16 protein-coding genes and 1 other annotated feature are annotated in these 16,757 nt (G+C 29.4%); of the genes, 4 read left to right on the forward strand and 12 right to left on the reverse strand.

Translation table 11 applies throughout. From position 1 onward, the window contains the following. The first annotated feature begins 5 nt into the window (after nt 1-5). From U8307_RS05250 to U8307_RS05260, 3 genes are read left to right on the forward strand one after another with little or no spacing between them, the layout of a single operon-like run. Entirely contained in the window at nt 6-1,028 is a 1,023-nt protein-coding gene (locus U8307_RS05250) for a FecCD family ABC transporter permease (RefSeq protein ID WP_326910828.1), read from the forward strand. A 1-nt stretch (nt 1,029) separates the two neighbouring features. Further along, complete coding sequence (locus U8307_RS05255; RefSeq protein WP_326910830.1) at nt 1,030-1,839, forward strand: ABC transporter ATP-binding protein; 810 nt, start codon at nt 1,030-1,032, stop codon at nt 1,837-1,839. Between the two features lie 16 nt (nt 1,840-1,855). Next, nucleotides 1,856-2,512 (forward strand): diphthine--ammonia ligase, encoded by a 657-nt coding sequence (locus U8307_RS05260; protein ID WP_326910832.1) that lies wholly within the window; start codon nt 1,856-1,858, stop codon nt 2,510-2,512. A gap of 86 nt (nt 2,513-2,598) precedes the next feature. Here the strand turns inward: U8307_RS05260 and U8307_RS05265 are convergent, their stop codons facing one another. From U8307_RS05265 to U8307_RS05295, 7 genes are all read right to left on the reverse strand, one after another. Beyond that, the gene (locus U8307_RS05265) at nt 2,599-3,306 is read right to left on the reverse strand and encodes a DUF421 domain-containing protein (RefSeq protein ID WP_326910834.1); all 708 of its coding nucleotides are present in this window, start codon (nt 3,304-3,306) and stop codon (nt 2,599-2,601) included. A gap of 184 nt (nt 3,307-3,490) precedes the next feature. Further along, nucleotides 3,491-4,048: a serine O-acetyltransferase EpsC gene (gene epsC, locus U8307_RS05270; RefSeq protein ID WP_326910836.1), complete on the reverse strand. Its 558-nt coding sequence runs from the start codon at nt 4,046-4,048 to the stop codon at nt 3,491-3,493. Between the two features lie 106 nt (nt 4,049-4,154). After that, nucleotides 4,155-5,048 carry a cysteine synthase A gene (gene cysK, locus U8307_RS05275; protein ID WP_326910838.1) on the reverse strand — a complete coding sequence of 298 codons (894 nt, stop codon included), beginning with the start codon at nt 5,046-5,048 and terminating at the stop codon, nt 4,155-4,157. A 98-nt stretch (nt 5,049-5,146) separates the two neighbouring features. Beyond that, nucleotides 5,147-5,376, reverse strand: a binding site (T-box leader). A gap of 129 nt (nt 5,377-5,505) precedes the next feature. After that, the gene (hypD, locus tag U8307_RS05280) at nt 5,506-7,878 is read right to left on the reverse strand and encodes a trans-4-hydroxy-L-proline dehydratase (RefSeq protein WP_326910841.1); all 2,373 of its coding nucleotides are present in this window, start codon (nt 7,876-7,878) and stop codon (nt 5,506-5,508) included. A gap of 3 nt (nt 7,879-7,881) precedes the next feature. Then, a complete protein-coding gene (locus U8307_RS05285) occupies nt 7,882-8,784 on the reverse strand; it encodes a trans-4-hydroxy-L-proline dehydratase activase (protein WP_326910843.1) in 903 nt (300 codons plus the stop codon). A 211-nt stretch (nt 8,785-8,995) separates the two neighbouring features. Beyond that, on the reverse strand, nt 8,996-9,622 hold the full coding sequence (locus tag U8307_RS05290; protein WP_326910845.1) for an NUDIX hydrolase: 627 nt from the start codon (nt 9,620-9,622) through the stop codon (nt 8,996-8,998). 4 nt (nt 9,623-9,626) lie between these two features. Then, a complete protein-coding gene (locus U8307_RS05295; protein WP_326910848.1) occupies nt 9,627-10,280 on the reverse strand; it encodes a TMEM165/GDT1 family protein in 654 nt (217 codons plus the stop codon). Nucleotides 10,281-10,418: 138 nt separating this feature from the next. On the opposite strand from U8307_RS05295, the gene U8307_RS05300 reads away from it, so the two are divergent. Continuing rightward, entirely contained in the window at nt 10,419-11,516 is a 1,098-nt protein-coding gene (locus U8307_RS05300; protein WP_326910849.1) for an MGDG synthase family glycosyltransferase, read from the forward strand. Nucleotides 11,517-11,622: 106 nt separating this feature from the next. Here the strand turns inward: U8307_RS05300 and U8307_RS05305 are convergent, their stop codons facing one another. From U8307_RS05305 to U8307_RS05325, 5 genes are all read right to left on the reverse strand, one after another. Further along, nucleotides 11,623-12,603 carry a C-terminal binding protein gene (locus U8307_RS05305; RefSeq protein WP_326910850.1) on the reverse strand — a complete coding sequence of 327 codons (981 nt, stop codon included), beginning with the start codon at nt 12,601-12,603 and terminating at the stop codon, nt 11,623-11,625. 22 nt (nt 12,604-12,625) lie between these two features. Then, nucleotides 12,626-14,347, reverse strand: coding sequence for a dihydroxy-acid dehydratase (gene ilvD, locus U8307_RS05310; protein ID WP_326910852.1), 1,722 nt, complete (start codon nt 14,345-14,347; stop codon nt 12,626-12,628). An 87-nt stretch (nt 14,348-14,434) separates the two neighbouring features. Then, nucleotides 14,435-15,127, reverse strand: coding sequence for a FadR/GntR family transcriptional regulator (locus tag U8307_RS05315; protein ID WP_326910853.1), 693 nt, complete (start codon nt 15,125-15,127; stop codon nt 14,435-14,437). Between the two features lie 149 nt (nt 15,128-15,276). Then, nucleotides 15,277-15,735 (reverse strand): YaiI/YqxD family protein, encoded by a 459-nt coding sequence (locus U8307_RS05320; RefSeq protein ID WP_326910854.1) that lies wholly within the window; start codon nt 15,733-15,735, stop codon nt 15,277-15,279. Nucleotides 15,736-15,871: 136 nt separating this feature from the next. Then, on the reverse strand, nt 15,872-16,705 hold the full coding sequence (locus U8307_RS05325; protein ID WP_326910855.1) for a carbon-nitrogen hydrolase family protein: 834 nt from the start codon (nt 16,703-16,705) through the stop codon (nt 15,872-15,874). Nucleotides 16,706-16,757 lie beyond the last annotated feature (52 nt).

The raw sequence follows: 16,757 nt of genomic DNA on the forward strand, positions 1-16,757 counted from the left end.
TTGACATGAATACAAAATTAAAAATCATAATTTCATTACTACTCTGTGCAATAGTAATTATTTTTGGAATTGGTATAGGAAGTGTTTATATACCCCCTAAAGATATACTTAACATCATATTAAACAAGTTATTTTCTATACCACTATATTCTCATATTTCTGATGTTACAATTTCTATACTTTGGAATTTAAGATTGCCAAGAACATTATTAGCATTTATCGTTGGTGGAGCTCTAGCTGTTAGTGGAACTGTAATGCAGTCTGTTTTAAAAAACCCTTTAGCTTCTTCCTATACATTAGGAGTATCATCAGGAGCCTCTGTTGGAGCAGGTTTAGTAATAATTACTGGATTTAGCATTCCTATTTTAGGAATGTTTACACTACCTTTAGTTGGATTGTTATGTGGCTTACTAACTGTTTTTCTTGCGGTAAGTTTTGCATCTTCCATGGATAAAAACATGGAAAATAATACTATAATTTTAGTAGGTATGGTCTTTTCTTTGTTTATTAATGGTATACTCACACTAATAACTGCTCTTGCAAAAGACCATCTTGAACAGCTTACATTTTGGCAAATGGGTAGTTTTTCACTAAAGGAATGGTCTAGTGTATTAATTCTTTTTCCTATTGTTATAATAGGCATAATAATTTTAATGCATTATTCTAAAGAATTAGATATTATGACATTTGGAGAAGAACAGGCTCGAGCCATTGGTGTAGATATACAAAAAGTAAAATGGATATTACTAAGCCTATCTGCTGCCCTTACTGGAAGTTCTATTTCTTTTGTAGGTATTATTGGTTTTATTGACTTGATTGCTCCCCATGTAGTTCGAAAAATCTTTGGCTCATCTCATAAACTTGTAATACCAATGTCCATTGTTTTTGGAGGTGCTTTTATGATACTATGTGATTTAGTAGCTAGGACAATTATATCTCCATCAGAACTGCCAGTTGGTGCTATAACTGCCATAATTGGTGCACCATTTTTTGCCTATGTATACTTTTCAAGAAGAAGGAAGGTCTAATATGCTTACTTTAAATAATGTATATGCTGGTTATAAAGGAATTGATGTTTTAAAGAACATTTCTATGACTGTAAATAAAGGAGAAAACTTATGTATTCTCGGCCCTAATGGTTGTGGTAAAACAACACTTATAAAGGCAATAGCTGGATTAATTCCTATTAAAGGAAATGTTCAAATTGATGGGATAAATATTTCTAATATGAAGCGTTATGAAATTGCAAAAAAAATTGCAGTTATGAGTCAAATATCAACTATTTATTTTTCATACACAGTATTTGAAACTGTACTTTTAGGCCGCTATTTACACATGAAAGGAAAAATTTTTAAAGAACCTTCTGAAAAGGACAAGAAATATGTTTATGACTGTATAAAAGCTGTTGGAATGTATAAATTTCGAGATAGACAAATTACAACCCTCTCAGGAGGGCAACTACAAAGAGTATTTTTAGCTAGAACTTTAGCACAGGAACCTAACATAATATTATTAGATGAACCTACTAACCATTTAGATTTAAAATACCAAGCTGAATTAATCGATTATCTTAAAGAATGGTCAAAATCAGGAGAACACTCTGTAATCGGTATATTACACGACATTAATCTTGCTATGCGACTTGCAGACAATATATTGCTTTTAAAAAATGGAAAAATAACTGCACATGGGCCAACAGAAGATGTAATATCATCTAAAAATTTAAATGAAGTTTATGATATGGATGTTGTCGAGTTTATGTTGAACTCATTAAATAAATGGAAAAAATTCGATACTAATTCTTATTTACATAATACACAATTACGTAAAATAAAATAATAGGAGGAGATTATCATTGACAAATAAAAGGAAAAAATTCATTGCTTCATACAGTGGAGGTAAAGACAGTACCTTGGCTATTTATAGAGCTATATCACAAGGCTTGGAGCCTATAGAATTAATAACTACTTATAATACAGATATGAAAAGATCATGGTTTCATGGCATACCACAACCATTACTAAATAGAATCTCAAAAGAAATTGGTATACCAATTTCACTTATTCTTACATCAAGTGATAAATATAAAGAAAATTTTGAAACAAAACTTAAAAATGCCAAAACACAAGGTGTAGAAGTTTGCGTTTTTGGTGATATAGATTTAGAAGAACATTTAAAATGGTGTACTGATAGATGTAATATTGCTAAAATCGAAGCATATTTTCCATTATGGAATGAATCACGCAAAAAATTAGTATATGAATTCATCGACTCAGGGTTTAAAACAATTATTACGGTTGTTGATACCACACGTATGCCTGAATACTTTTTAGGTCAAATATTAACAAGACAGATTGCAGATGAAATAGAAAAATGTGGTGCAGATATATGTGGCGAAAATGGAGAATTTCATACATTTACATTTGATGGACCTTTATTTAATAATGCAGTTAAATTTAATACTGGAGAAATAATAAAAAATGACAAGTATTTAACCCTACCAATAAGCTAAAAAACAAACTAATATCCACCACCTACAGAGGTGGCGGACTATTTTTTATCTGGTTTATTAATTTTGTTCCTTTTTTATCTGGTTTATTAATTTTGTTCCTTTTTTATTTTAGATTTATCAACGGGCATTATAAATAAACTACCATTACTATCAATTTCAGCATAGGTTATATCTTTCAAATTTTTGTAGCCTTTCTTTTTTATTTCATTCTCTAACCATTTCACATCTAAATTAAATTCATCTAATGTTTTAGTATTCATTTTACCTTTGCTAATAACTTGAGTTGTAATATTTTTGTTTGCCTTTATAGAATTATTTGAGTCTTTTTTTATATAATTTTGATATTCTACCTTTTTTAAAATATTTAGCTCTCCACTATTTTCGAGAATTGCATAATCAACTTCTTCTATATTAAAAATATTAGACTTGCGTAACATCATATTTAATTCATCTATATTATATCTAGTTTTTACTAAGGCATCTTCAATTAACTTACCTTGCTTTATTAAAATAGTAGGTCTACCATCAGTAAGTTCTCTTAATTTAATGGATTTTAAAGTTATATATTCTAATAATACCGTAAGTACAGACCACAATATTATACTATAAGTGCCTTGCAAAATTTGCAAATTACTATCTGTTACTAGTGATGCAGCCATAGAACCAATGGTTATACCTGTTACATAGTTAAAAAATGTCAAATGACTTAATTGTTTTTTCCCCATTACTCTAGTCATAATTATTAAAACTAGATAAGATACTAAAGTCCTTAATGTAATTTCTATCCATGACAATATAATCACTCCTATAAAATGATTTAAATTTTTAAGCCTTAGTTAATTATTTATTATAGTATCTTATCTATTTTATATTTAATTATTCTAAGTTCTGTATATATTAAATCAAAATATATAAATTAGCCACTAAGAATTATTTTTGACTTTTAGTGGCTAATAATTTTCATACAATTTTAACTTATTATATTACATATTCCATTAAATTTATTATTCTTTTATCTTTTTTAACTTCTTTTCCTGGTATTCCTACTACTGTTGAATTTGGACTAGTATCTTTCAGAACAACTGCATTTGCACCAACCCTCGTTCCTGAAGCTATATAAATATTACCAAGTATCTTTGCTGAAGACCCTATTGTAACATTATCTCCTACTGTAGGATGCCTCTTTCCTTTTTCATTGCCTGTTCCTCCTAGTGTTGCACCATGGAACATTGTAACATTATCGCCAACTATAGCTGTTTCTCCAATAACAACACCCATTCCATGATCTATAAATAATCCCTTGCCTATTGTAGCTCCAGGATGTATTTCAATTCCTGTCCAAAACCTTCCTATATTGGAAATCAATCTAGCCATGAAAAATAAATTTTTATTATAAAACTTGTTTGATATCCTATAAGCTATAATAGCCTTTATATGAGGATATAAAAGAAATACTTCAAGCCTGTTTCTTGCTGCTGGATCTCTATCAAAAACAGAATCTATATCACTTATTATTGATTTAATAAATTTTATCAAATTATCATCCCTTTCTTTACATTTTGATTGCTTTTATAAACGTATTATGGATTATTCCTAATATTGCCCAATAAGACACGATATCTTCACTTCGAAATACTATTCATTAAATATAGCTTATAACTGACATATATTTTTCTCCACCATCTGGGGATATTGTAACAATTTTTTTATTTTCACCGTATTTTTCAGCAAGTTTCCTAGCTACCGCAACATTTGCTCCTGTAGAAATACCTACCAATATTCCTGTTTTAGCAGAAACCTCAACTGCTGTATCAATGGCTTCTTCATCTGATACCGTTAATATTTCATCTACATTGTCACCATTGTATGTTCCCGGTATAAAACCAGCACCAATTCCTTGTATTTTGTGAGAAGATGGCTTTCCTCCCGATAAAACAGGAGATTTCTCAGGCTCAGAACCAGCAACAATAATATTTCGATTATATTCTTTCAGTTTTTTTGAAACACCTGACAATGTTCCACCTGTTCCCACTGCAGCTGTAAATATATCTAAATCATTAATTTGCTCAATTATCTCCTCTGCTGTTGTCATATAATGCATCTCAGGATTTGCCGGATTATTAAATTGATCAGGCATAAAGAATTTTTTGTCTTCCTTTAACATTTCATTAGCTCTTGCAATAGCTCCATTCATACCTTTTTGACCTTCTGTCAAAATTAAAGTAGCTCCATATGCAGCTATTAAATTTCTTCTTTCTATGCTCATCGTTTCAGGCATTGTAATCATTACTTTATATCCTTTAAGCCTTCCTATTAGTGCTAAACCTATACCTGTATTTCCACTAGTTGGCTCTACAATAATACTGTCATTTTTTAAATATCCTTTCTTTTCTGCATCAAGTATCATACCTAATGCAGTTCTATCCTTAATGCTTCCTCCTGGATTGAATTTTTCCATTTTTATAAAAATATTCTCGTTTGGTAATTGTACCATAGGAGTATTGCCTATTAATTTTAATGTGTTATAATTTTTCATATCTATCCATCCTTTTATTTTATTTTAACCACTAAAGAAGAAAATATCATCATAGCAAATGCTTAGAACAACATCAAAAAATAAAAACTCCATCTCAATAAAGAGACGGAGTATATCCGCGGTTCCACTCAAATTGGCATAAAGCCCACCTTTTCTAGCACCATCATGCTATACTTATTATAACGGATAAGTTCCGCAGCAGCCTACTTTATTCGGTGCTGTACTCCAAAGGGCACTTCATATATATATCCAATAAGTATCCTTTCAGCCTTAAGACACTCTCTCTAAAAATTCAATATATATTACTTTCCTTCTTCCTCGTATTTCCTACTAATTTAGTTGGGTTTAATTTTTCTTTATTATATTATATGACTTCCAAAAATGCAACAGTTTTTTTGAAAAAATTTTATATTTTTATTTCTAGTATATATACGTGATTATAACTTCACATTTCAAATTAGTTAAAGGTTTGTTCAGTTCTATCTATTATTTCATCTTGTAACGCTTTCTCTAAATTATTAAAGTGATCTGAATAACCTGCAACTCTAACAATCAAATCTTTATAATCATCAGGATTCTTCTGAGCATCAAGAAGTACAGAACGATCCACAACATTAAATTGAATATGATGTCCCATCATTTTAAAATATGCTCTTATTAAGGAAGACATATTAACAATTCCTTCTTCTCCTTCTATTGATGATGGAGTAAACTTCTGATTCAATAATGTTCCACCCGTAGATGTATGCTCCATCTTAGCACAGGATTTAATGACTGCTGTAGGTCCATTAACATCTGCTCCCTTTTCAGGAGATATACCGTCAGTAACTGGTTTTCCAGCTAATCTTCCATTAGCTGATGCAGTCATTACAGATCCAAAATATACATGACATGTTGTAGGAAGCATATCAATTTGATATGTAGCCCCACAAACAGACTTTCTGCCTCTTATTTTATCTCTTACATTTTTAAATATATCTAACATAATGTCATCTGCATAATCATCATCATTTCCATATTTAGGAGTATGATTTAAAACTAAGTTTTTAATCATATCACATCCTTTAAAGTTAACATTTATTGCTTTTAAAAGTTCATTCATGTTAATTCTTTTTTTCTCAAATACATTGTACTTAATGGCCGCTAAGCAGTCTGTAATTGTTCCAATTCCAACTACTTGAATATATCTTGTATTATACTTAGAGCCACCAGCATTATAGTCCTTTCCACTTTCTTTGCAGCCCGTTGTTAATACTGACATAAACGTTGATGGCATATGTTTAGCAAATATTTTTTCTATAACCTGGTTTCCCCTTATTTTGATGTTAATTATATAATCTAATTGTTTCATAAATGCATCATACAATTCATTATAGGATTTAAAATCTTCAGCATTTCCAGTTTTTAAACCTATCTGTTTATTTGTATATTTATCGAAACCATTATTCATAGTTAATTCAAATATTTTAGGAACGTTTAAATATCCAGTTAATACATATGCTTCTCTTCCATGACAACCTGTTTCAACACACCCACTTGATCCACCAAATCGAGCATCTTCTAAAGTTTTACCTGCATTTAAAAGTTCTTGAATTAATTCCTCTGTATTGTAAAATGCCGGCTGTCCCCAACCTTTTCTTGAAATTTCAACAGCCCTTTTTAGAAACTCTTGAGGATTTTTTTCACTAATCTGTACATTAGAACTTGGTTGTAATAATTTTAACTCATCCATAGTATCAAGAATCATATATGATACATCATTTACTCCATTTTCTCCATTTAATGGATTTATGCCACCTGTGTTAATATTTGCAAAATCAGTATATGTTCCACTTTCTTTTAATGTTATACCAACTTTTGGAGGAGCAGGCTGATTATTAAACTTAATCCATAAGCATTCAAGTAATTCTCTTCCTTTATCATAATCAATTGTTTTATTTTCATATTCCTTCTTATAAAAAGGATAAATATATTGATCTAATTTACCGGGTGAAAATGCATCCCACGTATTTGTTTCAGTTGTTACACCTATATGAACAAACCAATACATCTGTAAAGCTTGTGCGAAAGTTTCAGGTTTATGAGCTGGGACAACATCACAATTTGAAGCTATCCATAAAAGTTCCTTTTTCCTTTGAATATTTGTTTCTTTAGAAGCTAATTCTCTTGCATATTTAGCATATCTTTGTCCATATATAATTATAGCATCACATGAAATAGCCATTCCTTCTAATTGAGCTTTTTTATCATAAGCATCATCATCATTTAAAAAATCCAACTTTTCAATTTCTTCTTCTATTTCCTTTTTAAAGTCTAAAAATCCCTTTTCATAAAATTTACTATCTGCTACTGTATGACCTGGTGCCCTTTGCTCCATAAACTCTGTAAACATACCAGCACTATAACAATCTTTCCATTCTGAAGTCATTGCTTCTAATATTTTGTACCTGGTAGACCTTTTTTCCCAATATGGTATTATTTTTTCTAACTGTATTTTCTTATCCTCTTCATTAACTTTAAAACTAATATATTTTCTATCATTCATCACTTCCATATCTTCAATTGTATGGCAGCAAAGTTCAGGAAAAGTGGGAACAATTTGAGGACCTTCACTTTTTTCACCTACTATTAATTCATAATCACCTATATATAATTTTCTTTTTTCCATTAAATTTTTAAAATTCAATGCCCTTAGAACAGGAGTTTCCACAGTTCCAAAATATTTTTCATAAAATTCTGTTTCTATTATTGCTCTTTCTAAACTAACTCTAGGCTGCGTAGATACACTTTCATTTCTTAATTTTTTAGTTCTATCTGTATAACCTCTCATTAATTAACCTCCTATTTTAACTTCATATCCACATTTATCAAATATTTCCTTATAACTATTCATTATTTCATTAGTTGGTTTTGACATTTTATCCTCATCATAAAATATACCAAGTTTCTGGTATTTATGTTTTGCAATATCATGATATGGAAGTAAATTAATCTTTTTAATATTTAACCCCTTAATTAGTTTTATAATTTTGAATATGTGTTCCTTATCAGCATTTATCCCTTCAATAATAGGCAGTCTTAAATTTATATTATTATGTATTTTTGATAATTTGTTTAAATTATCTATAATATTCTTATTTGATATACCAATATATTTCCTATGCTTTTCATCATTCATTAACTTTATATCATATAAAAATAAATCAGTATATTTAGCTGCTCTTTCTAAAACATCAAAATTAACCGCACCGCTTGTATCTACTGCAGTATGAATATTTTCATTTTTTAATTTTTTTAATAATTCTTCAGTAAAATCTATTTGAGCTAATGGTTCTCCACCAGAAAGTGTTACGCCTCCATTTGACTGTTCATAAAAAATCTTGTCTTTCATAACCTCTTTTAATACATCCTGAACAGTATACTCATTGCCAGCAATTTCTCTAGCCCCTGGAATACAATATATTACACATTTATTACAGAATGTACATTTCTCTATAACAGTTGTTAAAATATCATTCTCTATTTTTATTGCTTGTGTTGGACATATTTCCTTACACTTTCCACATAAAACACACTTTTCCTTATCGTAAAGCATTTCTTTTTTAAAATTCTGGCTCTCAGGATTATGACACCATTTACATTTCAATGGACAACCTTTAAAAAATACAGTTGTTCTAATTCCAGGACCATCATGAATAGAAAATTTTTGTATGTTAAAAATTATAGCCTTATTCATCAATTTACTCCATAATTATTTTAATATAATAATTGAAAGCAATTTACATGCCAATTTTGAATTATTAATTTCCCTTGATTTTACAAGATTTTACTATTATTTTGATTTACCTGTATAAATTTCAATACATGGAAACGCCGAATTTTTTTACAGTTGTAATAATAAATTAGCAAAATATAGGCATGTCATAAAATCAAAAATACTGAGACTATTAGGACATAATCTCAGTATTTTTGATTTTATTTATAAAGCTATATGTTATTTTAGCAGTAAGTCCCCAAATTATATAATCATTATATTTATAAAAATAAACTGGATACTTTATATTTTCCCAGTTGTAATTCTCTCCATTATTTATCATATGATGAGGGAAATCATCATCTGCTTCTGGACGATAGTTTATATAGTATTTCTCTGGTTCATTTTCCATAAAAAAAGATAACGGTACAAAAAAGAGCTCAGAAACTTCATCTTTGTTAAAATCCATTTTATAATAATCTTCATTTTTTATATGTCCAAGAAATGAATATACAAATGATCCACTTTTACTAGATGCATAGTCAAGTTCTGTGATTATATCTATATTATCTTTTGATACTCCTATTTCTTCCCACGTTTCTCTTATTGCTGCTTCCTTCGGCAATTCATTAGCTTCAATCTTTCCTCCAGGAAATGATATTTCACCTGGTTGCCTAATATTTTTTGATCTTACTTCATAAATTAAATTTAATTCATTGTTTATCTCTATTATTGGTACTAATATAGAAAAGCTTATTTCTTCATCTATTGGTTTTGGAATGTTGTTCTTTAATCTTTCTTTAATTTTTTTTATATTCATTATGTTACCTTTTTTTTATTTTTAGTATTTGTAAAAATGAAATCAATATAATAATAATAATTAGTATACTTTGATAAATATAGTTACTTTTAAATATCTCAAGAGTAGTAATAATCTTAGTTACACCAAATATTATAAATATTGTTCCAGATATTATTTTTATTATAAATGAAGGTATATGTTTAGTCAATGTTGTTCCAACAATTATTCCTAATATTCCTTCTGCTAGCATAGCTGCAATGGAACCAAATAATATCATTAAATGATATTTTCCTTCCATAGCCAATGTCATAGCAGTTAATTGAGTTTTGTCCCCTAATTCACCTAAAAAAAACGTTAAAGCAACTGTTAATACAGGACTGAATTTACATTTTTTGCTTTTTTCTGTTTCACAATCTTCATCTGCAAATGAAAAAAATCCGAAAACTATGAATATAAACCCTGCAAATACTTGTAGTAATTCATTTGCAACAATGTTTGATATATAACTTCCAATTATTATAGCTAATCCATGATTCAATGTCACACCAATAAAAATACCAATAAGAACTTTAACCATAGAAAACCTAGCAGCTAAGGTCATAAGCATTACCTGTGTTTTATCTCCTAGCTCTGCTACGAAAATTAGAAAAAATGTTTCTATAAATTCATGTAACATTATTGCCCCCGTATATAATATTTTACATAAAATACTCTTTAATAAATTAGTATTATATATTATAATATTTGATGTAATAAACAATAAGAACTCTTTTTTTATTTCTATGCATTATATAACTTTAGGGGGGACTATGAATTGAATATATTAATAACAACTGCACCTTTTGGAAATGGTCATAAAATGGTTGCGACAGCATTAAAAAATGCGTTTATAAACAAAGGATATTCAAATGTTTTTGTCGTAGATTTATTTACAGAATCTCATCCACATATAACGGAAACAATAAAAAAAGCATATATAAAAAGTTATGAATTTGGAGAAGCATATTCTTTGTTATATTATGGGTCAGAAAAACTTACAGATAAAAAAATTATTGAGTTATATAGAAATTTCGGGTTAAACAAACTTAATGAAATATCTAAAAAAGTTAAACCAGATATAATAATAAACACATTTCCAATATTAGCATCATTAAAAGTAAAAAATGATAATAAAGAAAATATACCTGTTTTCAACATTGTTACAGATTTTTATGTACACAAACTATGGCTTAGTGAAGAAATAGATAAATTTTATATTGCAACTAGCGAACTTCAAGAAGAACTTAAGAAATTAAATGTTCCAATAGAAAAAACCGTAGTTTCAGGTATACCAATAAGAGATGCATTTGAAGAGATGGATAATATTAATAAACTATACAAAAAATATAATTTTAAAAAAACGAAAAAAATTGTTTTAATCAATGCAGGAGCATTTGGTGTTTTAAAAGATATAAAAAAAATATGTGTGGAGTTATGCCAATACAACAGAATACAAGTAGCTGTAGTATGTGGTAATAATCATGATTTAAAATTGCAACTTGAATCATTAAAAATAAAGAACCTAAAGGTTTTTGGTTTTACTGAAAGTATTCATGAGTTGTATAAAATTTCTACATGTATGATTACAAAATCTGGTGGAATAACATTAAGCGAAGCCCTGGCAGTTCAAATTCCTTTAATAATTTTTAAACCTGTCCCAGGACAAGAAAAAGAGAATGCTTTATATTTTGAAAAAAAGGGAGCTGCAATTATAGCCAAAAATTCAAATGAAGTTATAAATGGAACTTTAGAATTAATTAGCAACCAGACCATATTAAACGCTATGAGGAAAAACATGAAGAAAATGTTTAATAAATCATCTACTGAAATCATAGTAGATGATGTAGTTGGTAGTATAAAAAAGATAATTTAACTCCTTTATTAACAAATCTCCACTCAAACATCTAACTGTAATAGTGGAGATTTGTTTTTATTATTAAGTTTAAAATAAGAAAACTATTTAAACATTTAGCTTGAATTTAATTTAACTCTTTTTTATTTACAGCATTATAAGGTATTTCTTTCTTTACAATAACATTAACTGCTGATAATGCTACTTTTTCGTGTTGCTCATAAGATGCCTCTTCTGAATTATATGCAGTATGTGGATTAACTATTAAGTTTTCATATTTATATATTTCATTATTTGCATCAGTAATTGGTTCAGTTTCTACAACATCTAAACCAGCTGCTTTAACCTTTCCACTTTCCAAAGCTTCAAGTAAATCACTTATTTTAATAATTGCACCACGTGCAGTATTAACTATTAATACACCATCCTTCATTTTTGACAAACTTTCTTTATTAATTAAATGTTTTGTATTAGGAGTAAGTGGTGTATGTATCGAAATTGCATCTGCTTGAGCATATAGCTCATCTAATGATACACGCTTTACATTTAATTCCTCAAATAAGCTGTCTGGAGCACTAGGATCATATGCAATTATATTCATTTCAAAACCACTCATATATTTTGCAAATAATCTTGATATTCTACCAAAGCCAACTAAACCTAATGTCATAGAGCTTAATCTATTAATCGGGTAACCATAATTAGAATTCCAATTTCCCTTTCTTACATATCTATCAAAGATTGTAACTTTTCTACAAAGATCAAGTAACAAAGCCATAGTATGTGTTGCTACATCAGGCTGACAATAATCAGGTAGATTACATACAACAATTCCTTTTTCAGTTGCTGCTTTAACATCAACAGAATCATAGCCAACACCGTAGCGAACTATAACCTTACAATTATCTAACTTATCAATAAGTTCTTTATTTATATCAAAATAAACTAATCCAATACCATCTGCATCCTTTGCAATTTTAAGTACTTCTTCTACACTCTTACATTCTGCAATTATGCATTCAACTCCATTTTGCTCTAAAATTTCTTTTTCGATGTTAAAATTACTGCCTGCCAATTCATGACTGTCAAGTATAACAAATTTACTCATATCGTTCCTCCAAAATTAATTTTTAATAACCTGCACCCTTCATAGCTGATAATGCAGAAGTTGTATATCTTTTATATAATCCTTTTCTAGGTGGTCTAGGAATAATTCCTTCCTTAGATCTTTCATCAAATACTTTTTTTACATCTTCCAAAGACATATCTACACCATTAATTCCAACAACATTAACTGTTCTTTCAGGAATGTTATATTCTATTATATCCCCAGTTTTTACCCACGCCAATGGTCCCCCTGAAGCTGCTTCTGGTGAAACGTGACCAATTGCAGCACCACGAGTAGCACCTGAAAATCTACCATCAGTTATTAATGATACTGTACCATCAAGACGTTTATCAAATACAATTGCATCTGTTGTCATTAACATTTCTGGCATACCGTTTCCACGAGGTCCTTCATAACGAATTACAATTACATCCCCTGGATTAATTTGACCTTGAGCAACTGCATTATATGCATCTTCTTCACAATTATAAACCCTTGCTACACCTTTATGAATAAGCATACTTTCAGTACAAGCAGAATATTTGACAACAGACCCCTCTGGAGCTATATTCCCCTTCAAAATTGCAATAGATCCTATTTCTTTTGCTTTTTCAAGCGGTAGAATTACATCTTCACGCTTAAGTCCATAGTTTGTCAAATATCCTAAATTTCTATCAAAGAAATTATCTTTTTCTAATTCTTCTAAGTTCTCTCTTAATGTTTTTCCTGTAACTGTCATAACATCAAGATATAAATAATCCTTAATCATAAGTTGTACCATTGGAATGCCCCCAGCAAACCAAAATGATTCAGTTAAATGTTCACCACTTGGATTAACATTTCCTATGTGTGGTATTTTATGATTTATCTCATCAAATAACTCAGGAGTTAACTCAATACCTAATTCTAAAGCTATAGAAGGAAGATGAATTGTTGCATTAGTTGAACCGCCTATGGCAGCATGTACAATAATTGCATTAACAAAAGCTTCTTTTGTTAATATTTTACTAGGTGTTATATCTTTTTCAACTAATTCCATAATCTTTCTTCCAGCTTTTCTAGATTCACGAAGTATGTCTGTCATAGTTGCTGGCATTAAAGCAGTTCCAGGTAAAGCCAAACCAAGAGCTTCTGACAAACATTGCATTGTACTTGCTGTTCCTAAAAATGTACAAGCACCAGCTGATGGACATCCTGTTATTTTATAATCTCTAAGTTCTTGTTCCGTAATTTCACCACGTTTTTGACGCAAAGAAATATCTCCGTCACCTAAAGATGTTGTCATATTCGGACCAACTCTCATACTGCCACCAGGTATAAATATTGTTGGTATATCAAGTCTAGCTGCTGCTTTCAAGTGTGCCGGTATAGACTTATCACATGAAGAAGTTAAAATCATACCATCCCAAGGAAAAACAGACCCATGAACCTCTACAATATCACATAGTGCTTCACGAGAAGCTAGTACATAGTTCATACCATCATGTCCTTGAGCACATCCATCACAAATATCTGTAGCATGATATTGTGCAGGAAAACCACCAGTTTCAAATACACCATACTTTACTTGCTCGGTAATTTTGTTTAAATGAACACTACCAGGATGACTATCACCATATACATCATCAATTAATATTTGTGGCTTCTTAATATCATCCTCATCCATTTTCGTTCCAAGTTGCAATGCATCAAACTGTGCCCATTGTTTTCTTTCAGGAGCACTTTTTTGCTTAATCTTCCTCATAAACTTAATCTCCTTTATTAAATATAATTAACTGTATGCTGCCTGTTGTCATACAGGTTTTTAGATAAGAAAAGTAGCATACTTTTCTTATTCATTGCCTTTTTTAAATATTATTTTATTATCTAGCATGTGTTCATCCATGATTTTTTTAACTTCTTTTGAATCGCGTTTTTTAATATTATCTAACAACAATTTATGATAACTAAGACCAGCAGAAATACCCTTTTTCATTACTACTTTAGTCATAGCATCATATAAAACATCATAGATAATATTAAATATTTGAATAAACATTGAATTTTTAGTAGACTTAGCTATTATTAAATGAAATTCAAAGTCTGCCTTAGCAAACAACTCCAAATCATCCTTATAAAGATTCATTTCATTATAGCAATTCTCAAGCTTCCTTATATCGTCTTCAGTTATTTTTTGTGTAGCTAACTCGGCAACTACACCTTCAATCGTTCCACGAAACTCTAATACTTCCTCTAAAGAATCTTCTCCAAGGTAAGCTATGGGAATTATTGTATTCATATATAATCCTGGTTTTACTTTTTTTACAAAAGACCCTTCACCTAATCTTGTTTCTAACAATCCTAAAACTGTTAGCTTTTGTATTGCTTGACGAACTGTTACACGACTAACTCCAAATGCCTCTGCTAATTCATTCTCAGATGGAAGCTTTTCACCTTGTTTCCATTCATTTTTTATAAGCTGTTGTTTAAGTTGTTCAAAAACCTGTTCACTTACACTTGATTTCTTCACTTGTTTAATAGCCATTATCTATACTCACTCCATTTTAATAAAAAATTAGACTATATCTGCTATTCTTCATCTTAATTTTAAGCTATGTGATGACAGCTGTCCTACAAGTCCTATAAACATCATATAACTTAGAATTGTTTATGTCAATAATTTTTATTGAATTTTTATTTATATTTTTTTCTACCTAGTTTTTCACTTAAAACTTTATAAAGACATTTCTTAAAATTGTCATCTTGTTCTTTTCTTCTTTTAGAGGGACCTTTGGTTTTACCACCTTGTTTTCTAATTCGTTCACCAATATATCGTGATTGAAGAAGATTATCTATATTATTTTTATTAATAAAAAACCCAGCTGTATGAATAATGGCTTCTGCTTTACCTAAGGTTAAGCTAGCTAATCCATAATCTTGAGTTACTAAAATATCTCCTTCTTTAAAAATTTGAACAATTTTATAATCAACTGAATCTCTTCCTTGTTCTACAACTATAATTTCATAATCACTTACTATATAATGATCCATATCTACAACTATAATTAATTCTATTCCATATTCCCGCGCAGCTTGTTCACAAATTTCTTTAACTCTTTGTGGACAAGCATCTCCATCTATTATAATTCTCATAAATAGCTCCTTTTATTTATTTTATAATATCATAACATCTTTATATAAACAATTATACAATATATTATGCTATCTTAATCTAAAAAGGTATACTATAATAAAAATTTGTAACAAACAGTTCTCTATTAGACTATATCTACTTTTCACTGTCAAATTTACTTAATGAATATACATCATTTCTAATATGATTCATTAATGGAAGTTCATTTCTAATTTTTGTAATATAATCTAAATCTAATTCCTGTATGATATATCCTTCCTTTTCATTCATTCGATTTAATATATTTCCCCAAGGTGATACTACAATAGAATTGCCATATGAATGATATGTTGAATTGTAATTCCTCGCTGGAGCAACTCCAACAGTAAATACTTGATTATCAAGAGCCCTACCTCTAAAAAGTAGCTCCCAGTGAGCTGGTCCAGTTGTCATATTAAATGCACCTGGAACAATAATTACTTTCGCTCCATCAGCAACCATCAATCTACTTAGTTCGGGAAATCTAATATCATAACAAATGGCTAGACCAACTTTACAAAATTCAGTTTCAAATACTGTAACATCCTTTCCTGAAGCAAGAGCATCTGATTCTTTAAAGTACTGTCCTCCTTTAACATCAATATCAAATAAATGCATCTTTCTATGTTTACCTATTTGTTCACCATGAGGATTGAATACATATGATGTGTTATATACCATATCTCCTTCTAATTCTGGAATGGAACCTCCAACTATATATATTTCATTATCTTTTGCAGCTTTTCTTAAAGCACTATAAGCAATTCCTCCTTCTTCCTCACCATACTCTCTAAAATAAGAATTATCATAGGGACAACAAAACATTTCAGGTAGTATTGCCATCTTGGCACCTTCTTCGGATGCCTTTTTAATTATTTTTACTGCATTATTTATATTTTTAATTTTATCATCATATACCATCATTTGCAAAAGAGCTATATTAAACTTCATGATTTCTCCTTCTAAAATATTATTTATTACCTGATAAAAATCGGGAAACATA

The organism is Sedimentibacter sp. MB31-C6, from assembly GCF_035934735.1.
In the GTDB taxonomy this organism is placed as follows: domain Bacteria; phylum Bacillota; class Clostridia; order Tissierellales; family Sedimentibacteraceae; genus Sedimentibacter.

Excerpts from the sequence above, each read along its gene's own strand:
- U8307_RS05320 (WP_326910854.1), bottom strand. The coding sequence starts at position 15,735 with ATGAGAATTATAATAGATGGAGATGCTTGTCCACAAAGAGTTAAAGAA.
- cysK (WP_326910838.1), bottom strand. The coding sequence starts at position 5,048 with ATGAAAAATTATAACACATTAAAATTAATAGGCAATACTCCTATGGTA.
- U8307_RS05250 (WP_326910828.1), top strand. The coding sequence starts at position 6 with ATGAATACAAAATTAAAAATCATAATTTCATTACTACTCTGTGCAATA.
- ilvD (WP_326910852.1), bottom strand. The coding sequence starts at position 14,347 with ATGAGGAAGATTAAGCAAAAAAGTGCTCCTGAAAGAAAACAATGGGCA.
- U8307_RS05305 (WP_326910850.1), bottom strand. The coding sequence starts at position 12,603 with ATGAGTAAATTTGTTATACTTGACAGTCATGAATTGGCAGGCAGTAAT.
- hypD (WP_326910841.1), bottom strand. The coding sequence starts at position 7,878 with ATGAGAGGTTATACAGATAGAACTAAAAAATTAAGAAATGAAAGTGTA.
- U8307_RS05325 (WP_326910855.1), bottom strand. The coding sequence starts at position 16,705 with ATGAAGTTTAATATAGCTCTTTTGCAAATGATGGTATATGATGATAAA.
- U8307_RS05255 (WP_326910830.1), top strand. The coding sequence starts at position 1,030 with ATGCTTACTTTAAATAATGTATATGCTGGTTATAAAGGAATTGATGTT.
- U8307_RS05315 (WP_326910853.1), bottom strand. The coding sequence starts at position 15,127 with ATGGCTATTAAACAAGTGAAGAAATCAAGTGTAAGTGAACAGGTTTTT.
- U8307_RS05295 (WP_326910848.1), bottom strand. The coding sequence starts at position 10,280 with ATGTTACATGAATTTATAGAAACATTTTTTCTAATTTTCGTAGCAGAG.
- U8307_RS05290 (WP_326910845.1), bottom strand. The coding sequence starts at position 9,622 with ATGAATATAAAAAAAATTAAAGAAAGATTAAAGAACAACATTCCAAAA.
- U8307_RS05285 (WP_326910843.1), bottom strand. The coding sequence starts at position 8,784 with ATGAATAAGGCTATAATTTTTAACATACAAAAATTTTCTATTCATGAT.